The sequence below is a fragment of the Kineococcus siccus genome, from assembly GCF_009906795.1.
Taxonomy (GTDB): domain Bacteria; phylum Actinomycetota; class Actinomycetes; order Actinomycetales; family Kineococcaceae; genus Kineococcus; species Kineococcus siccus.
In genome coordinates, this window is record NZ_JAAALN010000095.1 from 1 (window position 1) to 15,768 (window position 15,768).

Below are 15,768 nucleotides of genomic sequence, written 5' to 3' on the forward strand. Positions count from 1 at the left end.
GTGCAGCTTGGTGACGCGCAGCAGCCGCAGCACGGGCAGCGGGACGTCCTCCAGCACGAGCCGGCGGCCGAGGCGCTGCGCCCGCCGGTGCGCGCCGACGAGCACGCCGAGCCCCGTCGCGTCCGCGACGACCGCGTCGGCGAGGGACGCGACGAGGTCGCCCGTCCCGGCGTCGAGCGCGGCGTGCAGGGCCGCCCGGACGTCCGGCACCGTGTGGACGTCGAGCCGTCCCGCGACGCGGACGGCCTGGCCGAAGAGCTCCTCGACGACGCTCGCGCCCGGGCCGGCGTGCGGGTCGGCGGGCCCGCGGGCGGACCGCCGGGCCGCGACGTCGTCGTCGGGCCGTGCTCCGGAGCGTGGTCTCGTGCTCCTGGTGGTGCGTGCAGCGACCTGGATCGCCATGTGTTCCTCCCCCGAGGACGCCGGTCATCGTCACCGGCTCTGACGCAGGACCCCTCGCTCCGGTTGCACTCCGCGACCGATCGGGGAGGGGAACTCGTCCGATCGAGCACGGGGTGGGTGAGGCGAGGACACCCTGTGAGCACACTCTGCCACTGGGCACACCCGGAGAGTGAAGAATCGCCCGAGCGTTGCCGGACGGTGACCTCGGTCGGTGCCGCCCCGTCCTCGGCTCCCGGGGAGAGCGCGCGCCGCGCGCGGGGCACACTGACCCCGTGAACTGGAACAGCTACCACTACGCGATCGGCCCGACGATCGCGCTGGTGGTGGTCGCCGTCCTCGTCCTGCTCCTGCGCTGGACGTTCTCGCACGGCCGCTCGGTCGTGGAGCGCCGTCCCGAGCGGGGCAGCAGCGAGGAGTACGGGCTGCTGGAGGTCGTCTCCGCCCCCTCCACCTTCGTGGAGGCCGAGGTGCAGCGGCGGACGCTGGCCGACGCCGGCATCCGGGCCACGCTGGCCCCGACGACCGAGGGACCGCGCGTGATGGTCTTCCCCGACCAGGTCGGCCTCGCCCGGCAGGTCCTCGACGGCCGCGGGCGCCCGCCCGCCTGAGCGTCGGCGCGGGCGGGGGCTCAGGCGACGTTGACGTTCTGGCCCGGCGGCGCGGACTCCAGCCAGGAGGCGAAGCCCGTGTAGGCGTCGGTGCTCATGGCCAGCTCCAGGGCGTCGCGCTGGTGGCGGCACTGCACGACGATGGCCCCCGGCTGCACCGCGAGCACCTCGGTGCCCGCAGGGTCGCGCCGGTCCAGGACGTCGAGCGCCCCCCGTGCGAACGTGCACGAGGGGCGGGGCGAGAAGGAGAACGTCCGGTACCAGTCGAGGCGGTCCACCTCGTAGCGCGCCACCCCGAGGGCCCAGCGGCGGCGGCCGGTCTCGGGGTGGCGCAGCGAGCAGTCGAACGTCCCGAGCCGGCCGGAGAGCCGGCGGCGGCGCAGGACGATCACGACGAGGGACACCAGGAGCAGGAGGGCGCACGCCCCCGCGACCTCGAGGGAGACGAGCAGCTCCTGCACCCGGTGCGCCTCGCCGTCAGCAGCTCAGTGCGAGGACGAGGGCGAGGCGGCCGGGCCGACCTCGACCTCTTCGGCGACGATCGTGACGCGGTCGTGGTCGACGGAGAAGAAGCCGCCGTCCACCTGGGCCGTGATGCCCTCCGCGCCCGAGCCGATGATCTTGACCTCGCCGGTCTGCAGGACGGCCAGCAGCGGTTCGTGACCGGGCATGATGCCGATCTCACCGTCCGCCGTGCGAGCCCGCACCAACGACGCTTCGCCCGACCACACCTGGCGGTCGGCGGCGACGAGTTCGACCTGCAACGCCACGTGGTGCTCCTGTCCTCTGGGGTCCGTCGGTCGGGGAGGCGCCCGCGGTCAGCGGGCGGTCTCCTTCTGGATCCGGGACCAGTTGCGCTCGACGTCCTCGAGCCCACCGACGTTGAAGAAGGCCTGCTCGGCGACGTGGTCGAACTCGCCGTCGGCGATCTTCGAGAAGCCCTCGATGGTGTCCTTCAGCGGCACGGTCGAGCCGGGCACGCTCGTGAACTTCTCCGCCATGTACGTGTTCTGCGAGAGGAACTGCTGGATGCGCCGCGCGCGGCTCACCGTCAGCTTGTCCTCCTCGGAGAGCTCGTCGACACCGAGGATCGCGATGATGTCCTGCAGCTCCTTGTTGCGCTGGAGGATCTGCTTGACGCGGACCGCGGTGTCGTAGTGGTCCTGCGCGATGTACAGCGGGTCGAGGATCCGGCTGGTCGAGGCCAGCGGGTCGACCGCGGGGTACAGACCGCGCGAGGCGATCTCGCGGCTGAGCTCCGTCGTCGCGTCGAGGTGGGCGAACGTCGTGGCCGGCGCGGGGTCGGTGTAGTCGTCCGCGGGGACGTAGATCGCCTGCAGCGAGGTGATCGAGTGACCGCGGGTCGAGGTGATGCGCTCCTGCAGCACGCCCATCTCGTCGGCCAGCGTCGGCTGGTACCCGACGGCCGAGGGCATGCGGCCCAGCAGCGTCGAGACCTCGGAGCCGGCCTGGGTGAACCGGAAGATGTTGTCGATGAAGAGGAGGACGTCCTGCTTCTGCACGTCGCGGAAGTACTCCGCCATGGTCAGCGCGGACAGCGCGACGCGCAGGCGGGTGCCCGGCGGCTCGTCCATCTGGCCGAAGACGAGGGCCGTCTTGTCGAAGACGCCGGCCTCCGCCATCTCGCCGATGAGGTCGTTGCCCTCACGGGTGCGCTCCCCCACGCCCGCGAACACCGACACACCGCCGTGGTTCTGCGCGACGCGCTGGATCATCTCCTGGATGAGGACGGTCTTGCCGACGCCCGCACCCCCGAAGAGGCCGATCTTGCCGCCGAGGACGTAGGGGGTCAGCAGGTCGATGACCTTGATGCCGGTCTCGAACATCTGGGTCTTCGACTCGAGCTGGTCGAAGGCGGGCGCCTTGCGGTGGATCGGCCAGCGCTCGGTGACCTCGAGCTTCTCGCCGGGCTCGAGGTTCAGGCACTCGCCGATGGCGTTGAACACCTTGCCGAGCGTCACGTTGCCGACGGGCACGGAGATGGGGGCGCCCGTGTCGCGCACGGGGGCGCCGCGGACCATGCCGTCGGTCGGCTTCAGCGAGATGGCGCGGACCATGTTGTCGCCGAGGTGCGAGGCGGCCTCGAGCGTGATGGTCGTGGTCTGGTCGCCGATGGTGACGTCGACCTGCAGCGCGTTGTTGATCTCGGGCATCGTCGACGCGGAGAACTCGACGTCGACGACCGGCCCGATGACGCGGGCGATGCGGCCGGTCGCGCCACGGTCGGTGGTGCTCGGCGCTTCGGTGGCGGTAGCGGTCATGATCGCTCCTCGGGGTTCAGACGGTTCTGGGGGGCGGGCGGGGTCAGGAGGTCTGGCCGGCCGAGGCGAGCGCGTCCGCGCCGCCGACGATCTCGGTGATCTCCTGCGTGATCTCCGCCTGCCGGGCGTTGTTGGCGAGGCGCGTCAGGTTCTTGACGAGCTCCTCCGCGTTGTCCGTGGCGGACTTCATGGCCCGCTGACGGGCCGCGAGCTCCGACGCCGCCGCCTGCAGGAGGCAGTTGAAGATGCGGCTGTTCACGTACTGCGGGAGCAGCGCGTCGAGGACCTGGTCGGCGCTCGGCTCGAACTCGTACAGCGGGGCGAGGTCGCCGTCGCCGGGCGCCTCGACCCCCTCCACGACCTCGAGGGGCAGCAGCCGGATGACCCGCGGTTCTTGGGTCACCATGCTGACGAAGTGCGTGTAGACGACGTGGATCTCGTCCACCCCGCCGTCCGAGGCGTCCTTGCCGAAGTCCTCGACCAGGCGCACCCCGATCTCCTTGGCGTCGGAGAAGGCGGGCTTGTCGGTGAAGCCCGCCCACTCCGCGGCGACGTCGCGGCGACGGAAGCGGTAGAACGCCGACGCCTTGCGCCCGACGAGGTAGGGCACGGCGTCCTTGCCCTCCGCCTTGAGCGCCGCGGTCAGCCGCTCACCCTCGCGGATGACGCTCGAGGAGTACGCCCCGGCCAGCCCGCGGTCGGAGGACAGCAGCAGCACCGCAGCGCGCTTGACGTCCGCCTTCTCCGTGATCAGCGGGTGGTCCAGCGAGCTGTTCGACGCCGCAGCCGACACCGCGCGCGTCAGCGCGCGGGCGTACGGCGTCGACGCCTTCACCGCGGCCTGCGCCTTGACGATCCGCGACGCCGCGATGAGCTCCATCGCGCGCGTGATCTTCTTGGTCGCCTGCACCGAGCGGATCTGCCGCCGGTAGGCCCTCAGCTGGCCTGCCATGTCCTCGCTCCTTCGCCGTCCGCGCTCGGACCGGTGCCGATCAGGACTGGCGGGACGCGTGCGCCCCGCCCCTGCGGGTGGTGATCTGCTCCTGCTGGACGTCGTCCGCGTCCGTCGCGCCCTCGTCGGTGTCGGCGGGCGCCTGGCTCTCGGCGGTGCCGAACTGCGGCTTGAAGGCGTCGACGGCCTTCTTCAGCTCGTCCTTGGCGCCGTCGGAGAACTGCTTGCTCTCGCGGATGCCCTGCAGGACCTCGGGGTGGTTGCGGCGCACGTAGTCGAGGAACTCGCGCTCGAACCGGTTGATGTCGCTCACCGGGACCGTGTCGAGCTGCCCCGTGGTGCCGGCCCAGATCGAGACGACCTGCTCCTCGACGGAGAACGGCGTGTACTGCGGCTGCTTGAGCAGCTCGACGAGGCGCTCACCGCGGGCCAGCTGGTTGCGGCTGGCCTGGTCGAGGTCCGAGGCGAACATCGCGAAGGCCTGCATCGAGCGGTACTGCGCGAGGTCCAGCTTCAGGGTCCCGGAGATGCCCTTGATGGCCTTCGTCTGCGCGGCACCACCGACGCGCGACACCGAGATGCCGACGTCGATCGCGGGGCGCTGGTTGGCGTTGAACAGGTCGGACTGCAGGAAGATCTGCCCGTCCGTGATCGAGATGACGTTGGTGGGGATGTACGCCGAGACGTCGTTGCCCTTGGTCTCGATGAACGGCAGACCGGTCATCGAGCCGCCGCCGAGCTCGTCGGACAGCTTCGCGCAGCGCTCCAGCAGGCGGGAGTGCAGGTAGAACACGTCGCCCGGGTATGCCTCGCGGCCCGGCGGGCGCCGCAGCAGCAGGGACACGGCGCGGTAGGCCTCGGCCTGCTTGGACAGGTCGTCGAAGACGATGAGGACGTGCTTGCCCTGGTACATCCAGTGCTGGCCGATGGCCGAGCCGGTGTAGGGCGCGAGGTACTTGAAGCCGGCCGGGTCGGACGCCGGGGCCGCGACGATCGTCGTGTACTCCATGGCGCCCGCGTCCTCGAGGGACTTGCGGACGGCCGCGATCGTCGAGCCCTTCTGGCCGATGGCGACGTAGATGCAGCGGACCTGCTGCTTCGGGTCGCCCGACTCCCAGTTGCCCTTCTGGTTGATGATCGTGTCGATCGCGATCGCCGACTTGCCCGTCTGGCGGTCACCGATGATCAGCTGACGCTGGCCGCGGCCGATCGGGATCATCGCGTCGATCGCCTTGATGCCGGTCTGCATCGGCTCCCGGACCTCCTGGCGCTCCATGACGGAGGCGGCCTGGAGCTCCAGCGCGCGGCGGGCGTCGGTCGCGACCGGGCCGAGCCCGTCGATCGGGTCGCCCAGCGGGTCCACGACGCGGCCGAGGTAGCCGTCGCCGACGGGCACGGACAGGACCTCGCCCGTGCGGCGGACCTCCTGGCCCTCCTCGATGCCGGAGAAGTCGCCCAGGACGACGACACCGATGTCGCGGACGTCCAGGCTCAGGGCCAGGCCGAGGGTGCCGTCGGCGAAGCGCAGCAGCTCGTTGGCCATGACCGAGGGCAGGCCCTCGACGTGGGCGATGCCGTCACCGGCGTCGGACACGACACCGACCTCTTCGCGCGCGGCTGCGCCGGGGTCGTACGACGCCACGAAGGCGTCGAGAGCGTCCCGGATCTCCTCCGGGCGGATGGTCAGCTCGGCCATGGGATGCCCTGCTCTCCTTCTCGGGTGCTGCCGTCTCGTCTGGTGCTCGGTCCCGGACCGGGGTCCGGACCGCCGAGCGGCGGTCTCGTGCGGGTTGCCCGCTCCATTGTCCCCCGCCCGCGAGGGCCGGGTCGACCGGAGGGGCGGCGCGGTGCGGCGGGGCTCAGCCGGCGAGGCGTCGGCGCGCCTCGGCCAGGCGACTGGAGATCGAGCCGTCGATCACGTCGTCGCCGAGGCTGACGCGCAGGCCCCCGACGAGGTCGGGGTCGACGTCCACGTTGAGCCGGACCGCACGGCCGTACTGGCGCGAGAGCCCCGCGGCGAGCCGCTCGTGCTGCTCGGCCGTGAGCGGCTGCGCCACGACGACGTGCGCCACGAGCTGCTGGCGCCGGGCCGCGACGATGCCGACGTAGTCCTCCAGGACCCGCTCGGCCCGGAGGCCGCGCGGCGACATGGCCACCCGGCGCACGAGCTGGACGGTCTCCGGGGAGGCCTTGCCGACCAGCAGCTGGGCCACCAGGGCGGCCCGGTTCGGCGCCGGGTAGGTCCGGTCGGCGAGCGCGTCGCGCAGCCCCGCGTTCCCGGCGATGGTCCGGGAGAACCGGAAGAGCTCGTCCTCCAGCGCCTCCAGCCGGCCCGTCCGGTCGGCCTGCTCGACGACGGCGAGCACCGCGAGGTGCTCGGCCGCGTCCGCGATCTCACGGCCCGCGCTCCAGGTGCCCGACGCCAGTGCGGCGACGACCTCCAGCGCCGAACCCGAGATGCGCCCGGCGAGGGCGCGGCGGACGAAGTCCGCCTTGCTCTCCCCCGAGCGCGACGGGTCGGTCAGCGCCCGGCGGAGCCCGATGGACTCGTCGAGCAGCGTCGTGACCGCGAAGAGGTCCTCCCCCGTGCGACCGGCGTCGGAACCCTCCCCCGCGAGCTGCCGCTCGAGCACCTCCTGGGCGCGGGCCACGCTGGTCCGCGCCGCGAGGGAGTCGAGGTGGTGGCTCATCGGGACGAGACCCCCTGGGCCTCGGTGCGCTCGAGGTCGGCGAGGAACCGGTCCACGACGCCGCTCTGGCGGGCGGAGTCGTGCAGCGACTCGCCGACGATGCGCGAGGCGAGGTCGGTCGCGAGGCGCCCGACCTCCTGACGCAGCTGCGCGGTGGCCTGCGTCCGCTCGGCCTCGATCTGCTGGCGGGCCGCGGTCGTGATGCGGTCCGACTCGGCCTGGGCCTGCTCGCGCAGCTCCACGACGATGGCCGCGCCCTGCTGGCGGGCCTCCTCGCGGATGCGGTTGGCCTCGGTGCGGGCCTCCGCGAGCTGTGCCTTGTACTCCTCGAGCGCGGCCGCGGCCTCGGCCTGGGCGCGCTCCGCCTTCTCGACGTTGCCCTCGATGGCGGCGCGCCGCTCCTCGTACATCGTCTCGAGGCGCGGGACGACCTTCTTCGCGACGACGACGTAGACGATGATCGCGAAGATGATGCCGACGACCAGCTCGCCGATGTGGGGCAGGATCGGGTAGAGCGGATCGCCCTCGACCGTCTCCTCGGCAGCGGCGGCGAAGCCTGCTAGCAGCACGTTTCCTCCTTCGGGCTCAGGTCAGCGGTCCGGTCAGGTACCGCTGGTCACTCGCCCTGGAAGACGAACGCCAGGGCGATGCCGAAGATGGCGAGGGCCTCTGCGAGGACGAAGCCGAGGATGGCGATCGACTGCAGCATGCCGCGGGCTTCGGGCTGACGAGCGACGCCGTTGATGTACGCGGCGAAGATCAGGCCGATGCCGATGCCCGGGCCGATGGCGGACAGGCCGTAGCCGACGATGGCAAGGGATCCGGTCATGGTCCTCTGTCGTTCCTTTCGTTGCGGGTGCGCTCGTCCGCGCCCCGGTTCTGGGTGGGGCGGGTCAGTGCTCGTCAGCGAGGGCGCTGGCGATGAAGGTGGCGGCGAGCATCGTGTAGACGTACGCCTGGAGGAACTCGACGAAGAGCTCGAACAGGGTCAGCACGAAGGCCATGCCGAAGGTGGGGACGGAGAGCAGCTTCAGCCCGAACCCGCCGTGGAAGAGCATGTACTCGCCGCCGGTGATGAACAGCACGAGGATCAGGTGACCCGCGAACATGTTCCCGAAGAGCCGCAGCGTGATGGTCACGGGCTGGATGAGGACGACCGAGGCGAACTCGAGCACCCACACCAGCGGGACGATGGGCTTGGGCAGCCCCGGCGGCACGAGCCCGGACAGGTAGCGCCCGATGCCCTTCCGCTTGATCCCGACGAAGTGGTACGTCAGGTAGAGCATGATCGTCAGCGCCAGCGGGAAGGCGATGCGGCTCATGGTCGGGTACTGGATCGGCGGGATGACACCCCACAGGTTGTTCACCAGGATGACGGTGAAGAACGTGACCAGCAGCGGGATGAACCGGCGGAAATCCTTGCTGCCGATGATGTCCCGGGCCAGGGTGTTGCGGACGAAGCCGTACACGGCTTCGACCGCCATCTGGCGCTTGCCCGGCACGATCGCCAGCCGCTTGGTGCCCGCGAGCAGCAGCACGATGACGAGCACCGCGGTGAGCGCGAAGACGATGGCGGGGCGCGTGATGGCGAAGGCGCCGCTGCCGATGAGCGGCTGCCAGAAGATGTCGGTGCTGGGGGAGGTGAATCCGCCCTCGTCCGCGGCAGCCAGCAGTGGCAGGCTCACGTCAACTCCTCCGTGCGAACGTCGTCGTGGGTACGGGGCCGGTGAGCCGGCCGCGTGGACCCCTGATCGGTGGTGGGGCGTCTCGCGGTCAGTGGGTACCGTACCGGAGCCACAGGTAGTACAAGGTCATCGCCTTGCCGACGACGAGGCCGATGCCGACCACGAAGTGCGTGCCCAGCAGGTGGTCCACGCCCCAGCCCGCGAGGGCTCCCAGCAAGGCTCCGGCGAGCAGGTACGACGTGATGCTCCAGGCCACCGACTCGGTCAGGGCCGGCGCCTCGGGCGCGTCCGGTCGGCGCCCGGTCTCCGCGCTCACTTCCGGTCCCCGGCGTCCATGAAGACGGGGATGCGCATCGTCACGAAGCCGCGCAGCTCGAACGCCAGCCACACGACCGCACCGATGATCACCGTGAAGCCGAGGGCGCGCGCGTCGATCCACGCGACCCGCGTCAGCAGGATCAGCGCGAGCCCCAGCAGGATCACCTTGACCGAGTAGACGACCATCGCGGTCATCATCACGAGGTGCGGGCTCGACATGGCCACACGGCGCATGACGACGAGCCGCAGGCCGAAGAAGGCCACGACGATGGCCCCACCGAGCAGCGCTGAGAGGCCGGCGGAGGCACCCTGCCAGACGAGGGCGACCACGGAGCAGACGACGACCACGGCCGACGTCGGCACTGCAGCGCGTCGCAGGAGGATGCCGAAGGCCTCCCCTGCCGACGTGCCGGCGGCGCTGCTGCTCACGGGACTGCTGCTCTCTGTCGTCTGCGGGTCGTCCCTGGCGGGACCGGCTCACTGGCGGCTACCCAACCACACACGAGGGGGGCGGGGAGACTTCGTGAAAGCTATCACGAGCGGAGCGACGTCCTACACCGCGTCGTTGACGCCCGCGTCAGGTCCGCGAGGACTCGGGCCGGCTCGGGGTCGCGGTGGGGTGCTCCGTCGGTGGCTCCGCAGCCGGGGACGCGGCGGCGTCCGTCAGGGCCTCCGGCGCGGGCACGGGGGCCGGGGTCCGGTGCGAGCGGCGCCAGTACAGCGGCCCGAACGTGAAGGCGAGCACGACGCAGCCCGCACCGACGGCGACGAGCAGCGCCTGCGGCAGCGGCAGGAACGCGGACGCCGCGGCGCCGAAGCTCAGGAAGGCCGCCCACGAGTACATGACCAGCACGGCGACGCCGTGGGAGTGCCCCATCCGCATGAGCCGGTGGTGCAGGTGCTTCTTGTCGGGGTGCCAGAAGGCCGTGCCCGCGCGGGTGCGGCGCACCACCGCGAGCAGCATGTCGCCCAGCGGGACCAGCAGCACGGCGATGGGCAGCAGCAGCGGGAAGAAGGCCGGGACGATCCGCTCGGCCGCCACGACCTCCGGGTCCACGGTGCTGGTGGCGGCGATGGTCGCCGAGGCCAGCAGCAGGCCGAGCAGCATGGAGCCGGAGTCGCCCATGAAGATGCGCGCGGGGTGCGCGTTGTGCGGCAGGAAGCCCACGCAGCAGCCGACCGTGACCGCCGCGATGAGGGTGGCGAGCGAGGAGTAGTCGTCGGGGGCCGCGCCGCGCTGCAGGGCGTAGGAGTAGACGAAGAAGGCGATGGCGCCGATGCCCACGATGCCGGCCGCGAGGCCGTCGAGGCCGTCGATGAAGTTGACGGCGTTCACCGCGACGAGCACCACCAGGACGGTGATCAGCATCATCATCTGCGGGCTCAGCAGCGTGACGCCGGCGACCGGCAGCTGCAGGAGGCTCACGCCCTGCCAGCCCATGATCCCCGCGGCGAGCACCTGGCCCGCGAGCTTCGTCACCGCGTCGAGCTGGACGATGTCGTCGGCGATCCCGACCGCGCAGACGATCACGGCGCCCACGAGGACCCACAGCGGCCCGGGGCGCGTCTCGAAGACCCGGGAGAGGAACGGGGTCCGGCTCGCCACCAGCAGCGCGGCGCTCACGCCGAGCAGCATGGCCACGCCCCCCAGCCGCGGCACCGGGACGGAGTGCACGTCCCGGTCGCGCAGCGGCGTCATCGCACCGACCCGCTGCGCGAGGCGGCGGACGAGGGGCGTCGTCAGGTACGTCACCGCGGCGGCGACGACGATGACGAGCAGGTAGGCCCTCATCCGCCCGCGGCCCCGGACCCCGCCGGCTCCCCCGCGTCGCGGGCCGCCCGCTCCGGGGCGCCGTCCACCTGGGACACCGGCTCGCTCCGAGGCTCCTCGGCGGGGGGCTCCTCGGCCCCGGGCTCCTCGCGCCAGCCCTTCGGCACGGCCAGGCGCAGCTCCTCCTCCGTCAGCGCCCCGACGCGCAGCACGTGCAGCCCGCCGTCGGAGGCGTCGACGATCGTCGAGGGCAGGCCGCGCGGGCTCGGTCCCGCGTCGAGGAAGACCTTGACGGACGCGCCCAGCTGCTCGACGGCGTCCTCGATCGTCGTCGCCGCCGGGCGGCCCGAGAGGTTCGCGCTCGAGACGGCCATCGGGCCGGTGCGCCGCAGCAGCTCGAGAGCGACGGGGTGCAGCGGCATCCGCAGGGCGACCGTCCCGTGGGTGTCCCCGAGGTCCCAGTTCAGCGACGCCTGGGCGCGGCACACGATCGTCAGGGGCCCGGGCCAGAACGCGTCGACGAGCTCGCGGACCGCGAACGGGATCGCCGAGGCCAGGCCGTCGATGGTCCGCACGTCCGGCACGAGGACCGGCGGCGGCATGTCCCGGCCGCGGCCCTTCGCCTCCAGCAGCTTGCGCACCGCGGCCGGGGAGAACGCGTCGGCCCCGATGCCGTAGACGGTGTCGGTCGGCAGCACGACGACCTCACCGCGCTGGACGGCGCTGTGCGCGGCGGCCAGGCCGCGCTCGCGCTGCTGGGGGTCGGCGCACGCGAAGGGGGGTCTCACACGAGGCAGTGTCCCACCGTCCTCCCCAAGGCGGCCCGCACCCGCCGCCCCGGCGGGTCCACCGGGCCGGTCCGCGCCCGGACGGCCGTCAGCGGCGACGGGCGGTGGTCGAGCGGGGACGGCCCGTCAGGTCATGGTGACCCGCGACGTCGCGCCAGGAGGCGTCGCCGAACATCCGGCGGGCCCCGTGCTCCTGCACCTCGGCGTGCTCGACGACGACGAGACCACCGGGGCGCAGCAGGCGGGCCGCCGCCGCGACGACGCGCCGCGGCACCTCGAGGCCGTCGTCGCCACCGCCGTACAGGGCGACCTCCGGGTCGTGCTCGGCCACCTCGCGCTCCTGCGGCACCGCCCCCGGCGGGACGTAGGGCGGGTTGCTGACGACGACGTCCACCCGCGCGTCGAGGTCGCCGAAGGCCGTCGCGGCGTCGCCCAGGCGCAGGTCGAGCTCCACCCCGGTGTGCTCGGCGTTGCGCTGCGCCCACGCGTGCGCGAGGGGGTCGAGCTCGACCGCGTGCACGCTCGCCTGCGGCACCTCGGTCGCCACGGCCAGGGCGATCGCGCCGGAGCCGGTGCACAGGTCGACCACGACGGGCCGCCCGCCCGCGGCCGCGAGGCGCCCGGCCTCGTCGACCGCGAGCTGCGCGACACCCTCCGTCTCGGGGCGCGGAACGAAGACGCCGGGGCCGACGAGGAGCTCGAGGGCGCGGAACCCGGCCCGGCCCGTGAGGTGCTGCAGCGGGACCCGGTCCGCGCGCTGGTCCAGGAGGTCGGCGAACCGGCCCGCGTCGGGCGCCGGCCCGCCGAGGGCCGCCAGGACGCCGAGCCGCCCGCGGTCGACACCGAGCGCGTGGGCGAGCAGCACCTCGGCGTCGGCGCGCGGGCTCGGCACCCCGGCGGCGGCGAGCCGCCCGGTCGCCTCGGCCAGCAGTCCCCGCACCGTCGTCGTCCCGTCCACCCGGCGACCCTCCCACCGCGCGGGGTGCGGGCCCGCCACCGGTCCCGTCTCAGCCGGTGCCCGTGAGCACGGCGCCCACGACGACGGTCCCGATGACGGCGCCCGCGCCGAACCCCGTCCAGCGCAGGCCGCGGCGCCGCACGGGCCACGTCATCGACCCCCACCGCGCGAGGAGCAGCCCGCTCGCGAGCGCCCCCACGCCGACCGCCAGCACCCACACCGCCGGGGGCACGACCTGCCACGCGCCCATGCCGCGTGCGACCACGAGGACGGCGACCAGCGTGAGCACCTCGCTGAGGACCCGCAGGCGGTCCACGCGCTGCGAGGGCCTGCGGATCCGGCGGCGCAGGGCCAGGCTCAGCGCGAGCAGGGGCAGGACGACGACGAGGTACGCGGTGACGAGGACCGGCAGGGTCAGCCACGACCGCTCGGCGACCGGCTGACTCATGTCGACCCCGAGGAGGCCGAGGGCGACGGTCTGCGTCGACGCCGTCGAGGGGGCCGTCACGGCCGCCCACTCGCCCGATCCCGTGTCCAGCGCGACGGAGGAGACCCCGCCGCCGGTCTGCCCGTTGAAGAGCAGGAACGTCCGGCCGTCCCGCTCGAAGGTCAGCCACCCCCAGCCCGTCCGCAGCGCCTCCTGGCCCGCGTCGGCCCTCGGCTCGGTGGCCGCCAGACCGGGAGCCGTCCCGTCGGCGACGGCCGCCAGCAGGCGGCCGAGGTCCTCGGCGGTCGACCAGACGCCCGTCCCGGCGGGCGCGCCCCCGGTGGAGATCCAGGGGGTGGAGGCGGCGCCGTTCGCGGCCACCTCGTGGGCCGCGCCCGCGGGCGGCGCCGCGGGAGCGGCCACGGTGCTCGTCATGCCGAGCGGGTCGAGGACCCGCTCCCGCAGGAGGTCGGGGTAGGGGGTCCCGGCCCGCTGGGCCAGGGCGTGCCCCAGCACGGAGGCGCCCAGGTTCGAGTAGCGGTACTCCCCCGGCTCCTGGCGCAGCCGGGTGGTGGCCGCCTCCTCGAGCACCCCGTCGGGGGTCTGGCCGCCGTAGGGGTTGCCGTGCGTGACGTTCAGCAGGGCCCCGCGCGCGAGCCGGGGACCGGCGAGGGAGGGCAGCCCGGAGGTGTGGGTGGCCAGCTGGTCGAGGGTGATCGCGGCCACCTCGGCCGGCAGGTCCGCGTCGGGGTGCACCTCGCCGAGGGTCGTCGTCGGGGCGACCTCGCCGCGCGCGACGGCGTCGGCGAGCAGCAGGCCGGTCAGCGACTTCGTCACCGAGCCGATCTCCTGCGGCGTCGACGTGGTCATGGGCCGCTCGCGACCGTCGCGCGCGTCGGCCCGGCCGACCGCGGCGGCCGCGGTCACCTGCGACCCGGTACCGCGCACGGCGGCCAGGGCCTGGACGGGCACGCCGTCGGCGATCGAGCGCAGCTGCGCCGCGAGCTGCGGATCCCCCTGCTCGTCGGCGCTCAGCCGGGGCGGGGCGGGCGCGAGCAGCGCGGCGAGCGCGGCCACGACCGCGGCGGCGACCAGGCAGAGCATCCACGTGCGCCGCCTGGGCGGGGGCAGCCGCACCTCGGGCGCGGTCGACGACGCGGTGGTGTCGGTGGCGGGGGCGGCGGTCATGGCGGTCACCTCAGTCCGGCGGCGGCGAGCAGGGTCAGGAGCGGGACGACGCGGACGGCGGGCACGGCGTACAGGCCGCGTCCCGACGCCGTCAGCCAGCCCTCGGCGACGAGCTGGCGCAGGTGGTGGTAGAGCTGCCCGGACGTCCCGAGCCCCTCGGCGAGCTCCGCGACGGTGTGCTCGCCCGCGAGCACCCGGCGCAGCAGCTGCAGCCGCACGGGGTGGGCCAGCGCCGACAGGGAGCCGGCCACCTCGGTGATGTCGGCCTGGAGCAGCGAGCCGGTGTCGACGGTCTCCTGCCACTCGTAGTGCTCACCCGCCGGCAGGGTCACCGACCCCGTGAAGAGCACGGCGGAGCGGTCCTCCGCGCGGCGCCGCAGCTCCGTCAGCGCCCAGAAGTCGTCCCGCAGCCGAGGGTCCTCGGCGTCGGCCACCCGGGCCTCCAGCGCCGCGAGCCGCTTCTCGAGCAGCGCCCAGCGTTCGTCGTCCACGACATGCAGACTACGCCTTTCCGTAGTCTTGGCAACATCGGCGTAGTACGACGGACGTGCTCGATCCGACGAGGGCCGGCGTGGCCTCGTCCGGAGGTCGAGCGAGGTCAGGCGGAGGTCAGGCAGGCGTCCCGGCCGCCGCGAGCTGCGCGGCCTCGTCGGCGTCGATGCAGGACTGCACGACGGGGTCGAGGTCACCGTCGAGGACCGCGTCGAGGTTGTAGGCCTTGAACCCCGTGCGGTGGTCGGCGATGCGGTTCTCGCCGTAGTTGTAGGTGCGGATGCGCTCGGAGCGGTCCACCGTGCGGACCTGCGAGCGCCGCGCCGCGGACGCCTCGGCGTCCGCGGTCTCCTGCGCCGCGGCGTGCAGCCGGGCGCGCAGGATCCGCAGCGCCTGCTCCCGGTTCTGCAGCTGGGACTTCTCGTTCTGGCAGGACACGACGATGCCGGTCGGCAGGTGCGTGATGCGGACGGCGGAGTCGGTCGTGTTGACGCTCTGCCCGCCCGGCCCCGAGGACCGGAAGACGTCGACGCGCAGGTCGTTCGGGTCGACGGCGACCTCGACCTCCTCGACCTCCGGCAGCACCAGGACGCCGACCGCGGACGTGTGCACGCGGCCCTGCGACTCCGTGGCGGGCACGCGCTGGACGCGGTGGACCCCGCCCTCGTACTTGAGGCGGTGCCACACGCCCTCGGCAACGGCGCCGCGCGCCTTCACGGCGACCGCGACGTCCTTCAGGCCACCGAGGTCGCTCTCCGTGCTCTCGAGCAGCTGCGTCGCCCAGCCGTGCCGCTCGGCGTAGCGCAGGTACATCCGCAGCAGGTCGCGCGCGAACAGCGCGGACTCCTCGCCGCCCTCGCCCGCCTTGATCTCGAGGATCACGTCGCGCGAGTCGTCCGGGTCCCTCGGCAGCAGCAGCCGGCGCAGCCGCTCGGCGGCCTCGTCGGCGGCCGTCTGCAGCGCGGGCAGCTCGGCCGCGAAGCCCGCGTCCTCGGCGGCGAGCTCGGCCGCGGCCGCGGCGTCGTCGACCGCGGCGCTCCAGGTGCCGTGGGCGTCGACGACGGCGCCCAGCTCGGCGTAGCGCCGGCCCAGGGACCGCGCCAGGCCCGCGTCGGCGTGCACCGACGGGTCGGCCAGGCGCTGCTCCAGGTCGGCGTGCTCGGCGAGCAGGGGCTGGACGGACTCGAACACGGGGGCACTCCTGGAC

18 protein-coding genes and 1 pseudogene are annotated in these 15,768 nt (G+C 73.4%); 1 reads left to right on the forward strand and 18 read right to left on the reverse strand.

What is annotated here, in order from left to right:
• Positions 1-237 (reverse strand): annotated as a pseudogene (locus GTR02_RS24425) (STAS domain-containing protein); the annotation flags it as partial.
• Positions 238-674: 437 nt separating this feature from the next.
• Here GTR02_RS24425 and GTR02_RS11960 point away from each other — a divergent pair.
• On the forward strand, positions 675-1,010 hold the full coding sequence (locus tag GTR02_RS11960) for a hypothetical protein (RefSeq protein WP_166607726.1): 336 nt from the start codon (positions 675-677) through the stop codon (positions 1,008-1,010).
• A 20-nt stretch (positions 1,011-1,030) separates the two neighbouring features.
• Here the strand turns inward: GTR02_RS11960 and GTR02_RS11965 are convergent, their stop codons facing one another.
• The 17 genes from GTR02_RS11965 to prfA form a co-directional block, all read right to left on the reverse strand.
• Positions 1,031-1,462: a DUF2550 domain-containing protein gene (locus GTR02_RS11965; RefSeq protein ID WP_166607742.1), complete on the reverse strand. Its 432-nt coding sequence runs from the start codon at positions 1,460-1,462 to the stop codon at positions 1,031-1,033.
• 33 nt (positions 1,463-1,495) lie between these two features.
• Positions 1,496-1,780 (reverse strand): F0F1 ATP synthase subunit epsilon, encoded by a 285-nt coding sequence (locus GTR02_RS11970; RefSeq protein ID WP_166607727.1) that lies wholly within the window; start codon positions 1,778-1,780, stop codon positions 1,496-1,498.
• A 48-nt stretch (positions 1,781-1,828) separates the two neighbouring features.
• A complete protein-coding gene (gene atpD / locus GTR02_RS11975) occupies positions 1,829-3,292 on the reverse strand; it encodes a F0F1 ATP synthase subunit beta (protein ID WP_166607728.1) in 1,464 nt (487 codons plus the stop codon).
• Between the two features lie 43 nt (positions 3,293-3,335).
• Positions 3,336-4,244 (reverse strand): F0F1 ATP synthase subunit gamma, encoded by a 909-nt coding sequence (locus tag GTR02_RS11980; RefSeq protein ID WP_166607729.1) that lies wholly within the window; start codon positions 4,242-4,244, stop codon positions 3,336-3,338.
• A 40-nt stretch (positions 4,245-4,284) separates the two neighbouring features.
• A complete protein-coding gene (gene atpA / locus GTR02_RS11985) occupies positions 4,285-5,940 on the reverse strand; it encodes a F0F1 ATP synthase subunit alpha (protein ID WP_166607730.1) in 1,656 nt (551 codons plus the stop codon).
• A 163-nt stretch (positions 5,941-6,103) separates the two neighbouring features.
• Positions 6,104-6,934 (reverse strand): F0F1 ATP synthase subunit delta, encoded by an 831-nt coding sequence (locus GTR02_RS11990; RefSeq protein WP_166607731.1) that lies wholly within the window; start codon positions 6,932-6,934, stop codon positions 6,104-6,106.
• A complete protein-coding gene (locus GTR02_RS11995) occupies positions 6,931-7,503 on the reverse strand; it encodes a F0F1 ATP synthase subunit B (protein ID WP_166607732.1) in 573 nt (190 codons plus the stop codon). Before GTR02_RS11995 ends, GTR02_RS11990 begins: the two co-directional genes overlap by 4 nt.
• 47 nt (positions 7,504-7,550) lie before the next feature.
• A complete protein-coding gene (gene atpE, locus GTR02_RS12000) occupies positions 7,551-7,763 on the reverse strand; it encodes an ATP synthase F0 subunit C (protein ID WP_166607733.1) in 213 nt (70 codons plus the stop codon).
• 64 nt (positions 7,764-7,827) lie between these two features.
• A complete protein-coding gene (gene atpB / locus GTR02_RS12005) occupies positions 7,828-8,619 on the reverse strand; it encodes a F0F1 ATP synthase subunit A (protein WP_166607734.1) in 792 nt (263 codons plus the stop codon).
• Positions 8,620-8,707: 88 nt separating this feature from the next.
• Positions 8,708-8,935, reverse strand: coding sequence for a hypothetical protein (locus GTR02_RS12010; RefSeq protein WP_166607735.1), 228 nt, complete (start codon positions 8,933-8,935; stop codon positions 8,708-8,710).
• Positions 8,932-9,366, reverse strand: a complete 435-nt coding sequence (locus GTR02_RS12015) for a Cg1360 family ATP-synthase-associated protein (protein WP_166607736.1) — start codon at positions 9,364-9,366, stop codon at positions 8,932-8,934. Before GTR02_RS12015 ends, GTR02_RS12010 begins: the two co-directional genes overlap by 4 nt.
• Before the next feature lie 148 nt (positions 9,367-9,514).
• Entirely contained in the window at positions 9,515-10,729 is a 1,215-nt protein-coding gene (locus GTR02_RS12020; RefSeq protein ID WP_166607737.1) for an MraY family glycosyltransferase, read from the reverse strand.
• A complete protein-coding gene (locus tag GTR02_RS12025) occupies positions 10,726-11,496 on the reverse strand; it encodes an L-threonylcarbamoyladenylate synthase (protein WP_166607738.1) in 771 nt (256 codons plus the stop codon). Before GTR02_RS12025 ends, GTR02_RS12020 begins: the two co-directional genes overlap by 4 nt.
• Before the next feature lie 88 nt (positions 11,497-11,584).
• Positions 11,585-12,454 (reverse strand): peptide chain release factor N(5)-glutamine methyltransferase, encoded by an 870-nt coding sequence (gene prmC / locus GTR02_RS12030; RefSeq protein WP_338073770.1) that lies wholly within the window; start codon positions 12,452-12,454, stop codon positions 11,585-11,587.
• Positions 12,455-12,503: 49 nt separating this feature from the next.
• On the reverse strand, positions 12,504-14,069 hold the full coding sequence (locus GTR02_RS12035) for a serine hydrolase domain-containing protein (RefSeq protein ID WP_166607739.1): 1,566 nt from the start codon (positions 14,067-14,069) through the stop codon (positions 12,504-12,506).
• A 5-nt stretch (positions 14,070-14,074) separates the two neighbouring features.
• The gene (locus GTR02_RS12040) at positions 14,075-14,560 is read right to left on the reverse strand and encodes a helix-turn-helix domain-containing protein (RefSeq protein ID WP_166607740.1); all 486 of its coding nucleotides are present in this window, start codon (positions 14,558-14,560) and stop codon (positions 14,075-14,077) included.
• Between the two features lie 118 nt (positions 14,561-14,678).
• Entirely contained in the window at positions 14,679-15,752 is a 1,074-nt protein-coding gene (gene prfA / locus GTR02_RS12045; RefSeq protein WP_166607741.1) for a peptide chain release factor 1, read from the reverse strand.
• Positions 15,753-15,768 lie beyond the last annotated feature (16 nt).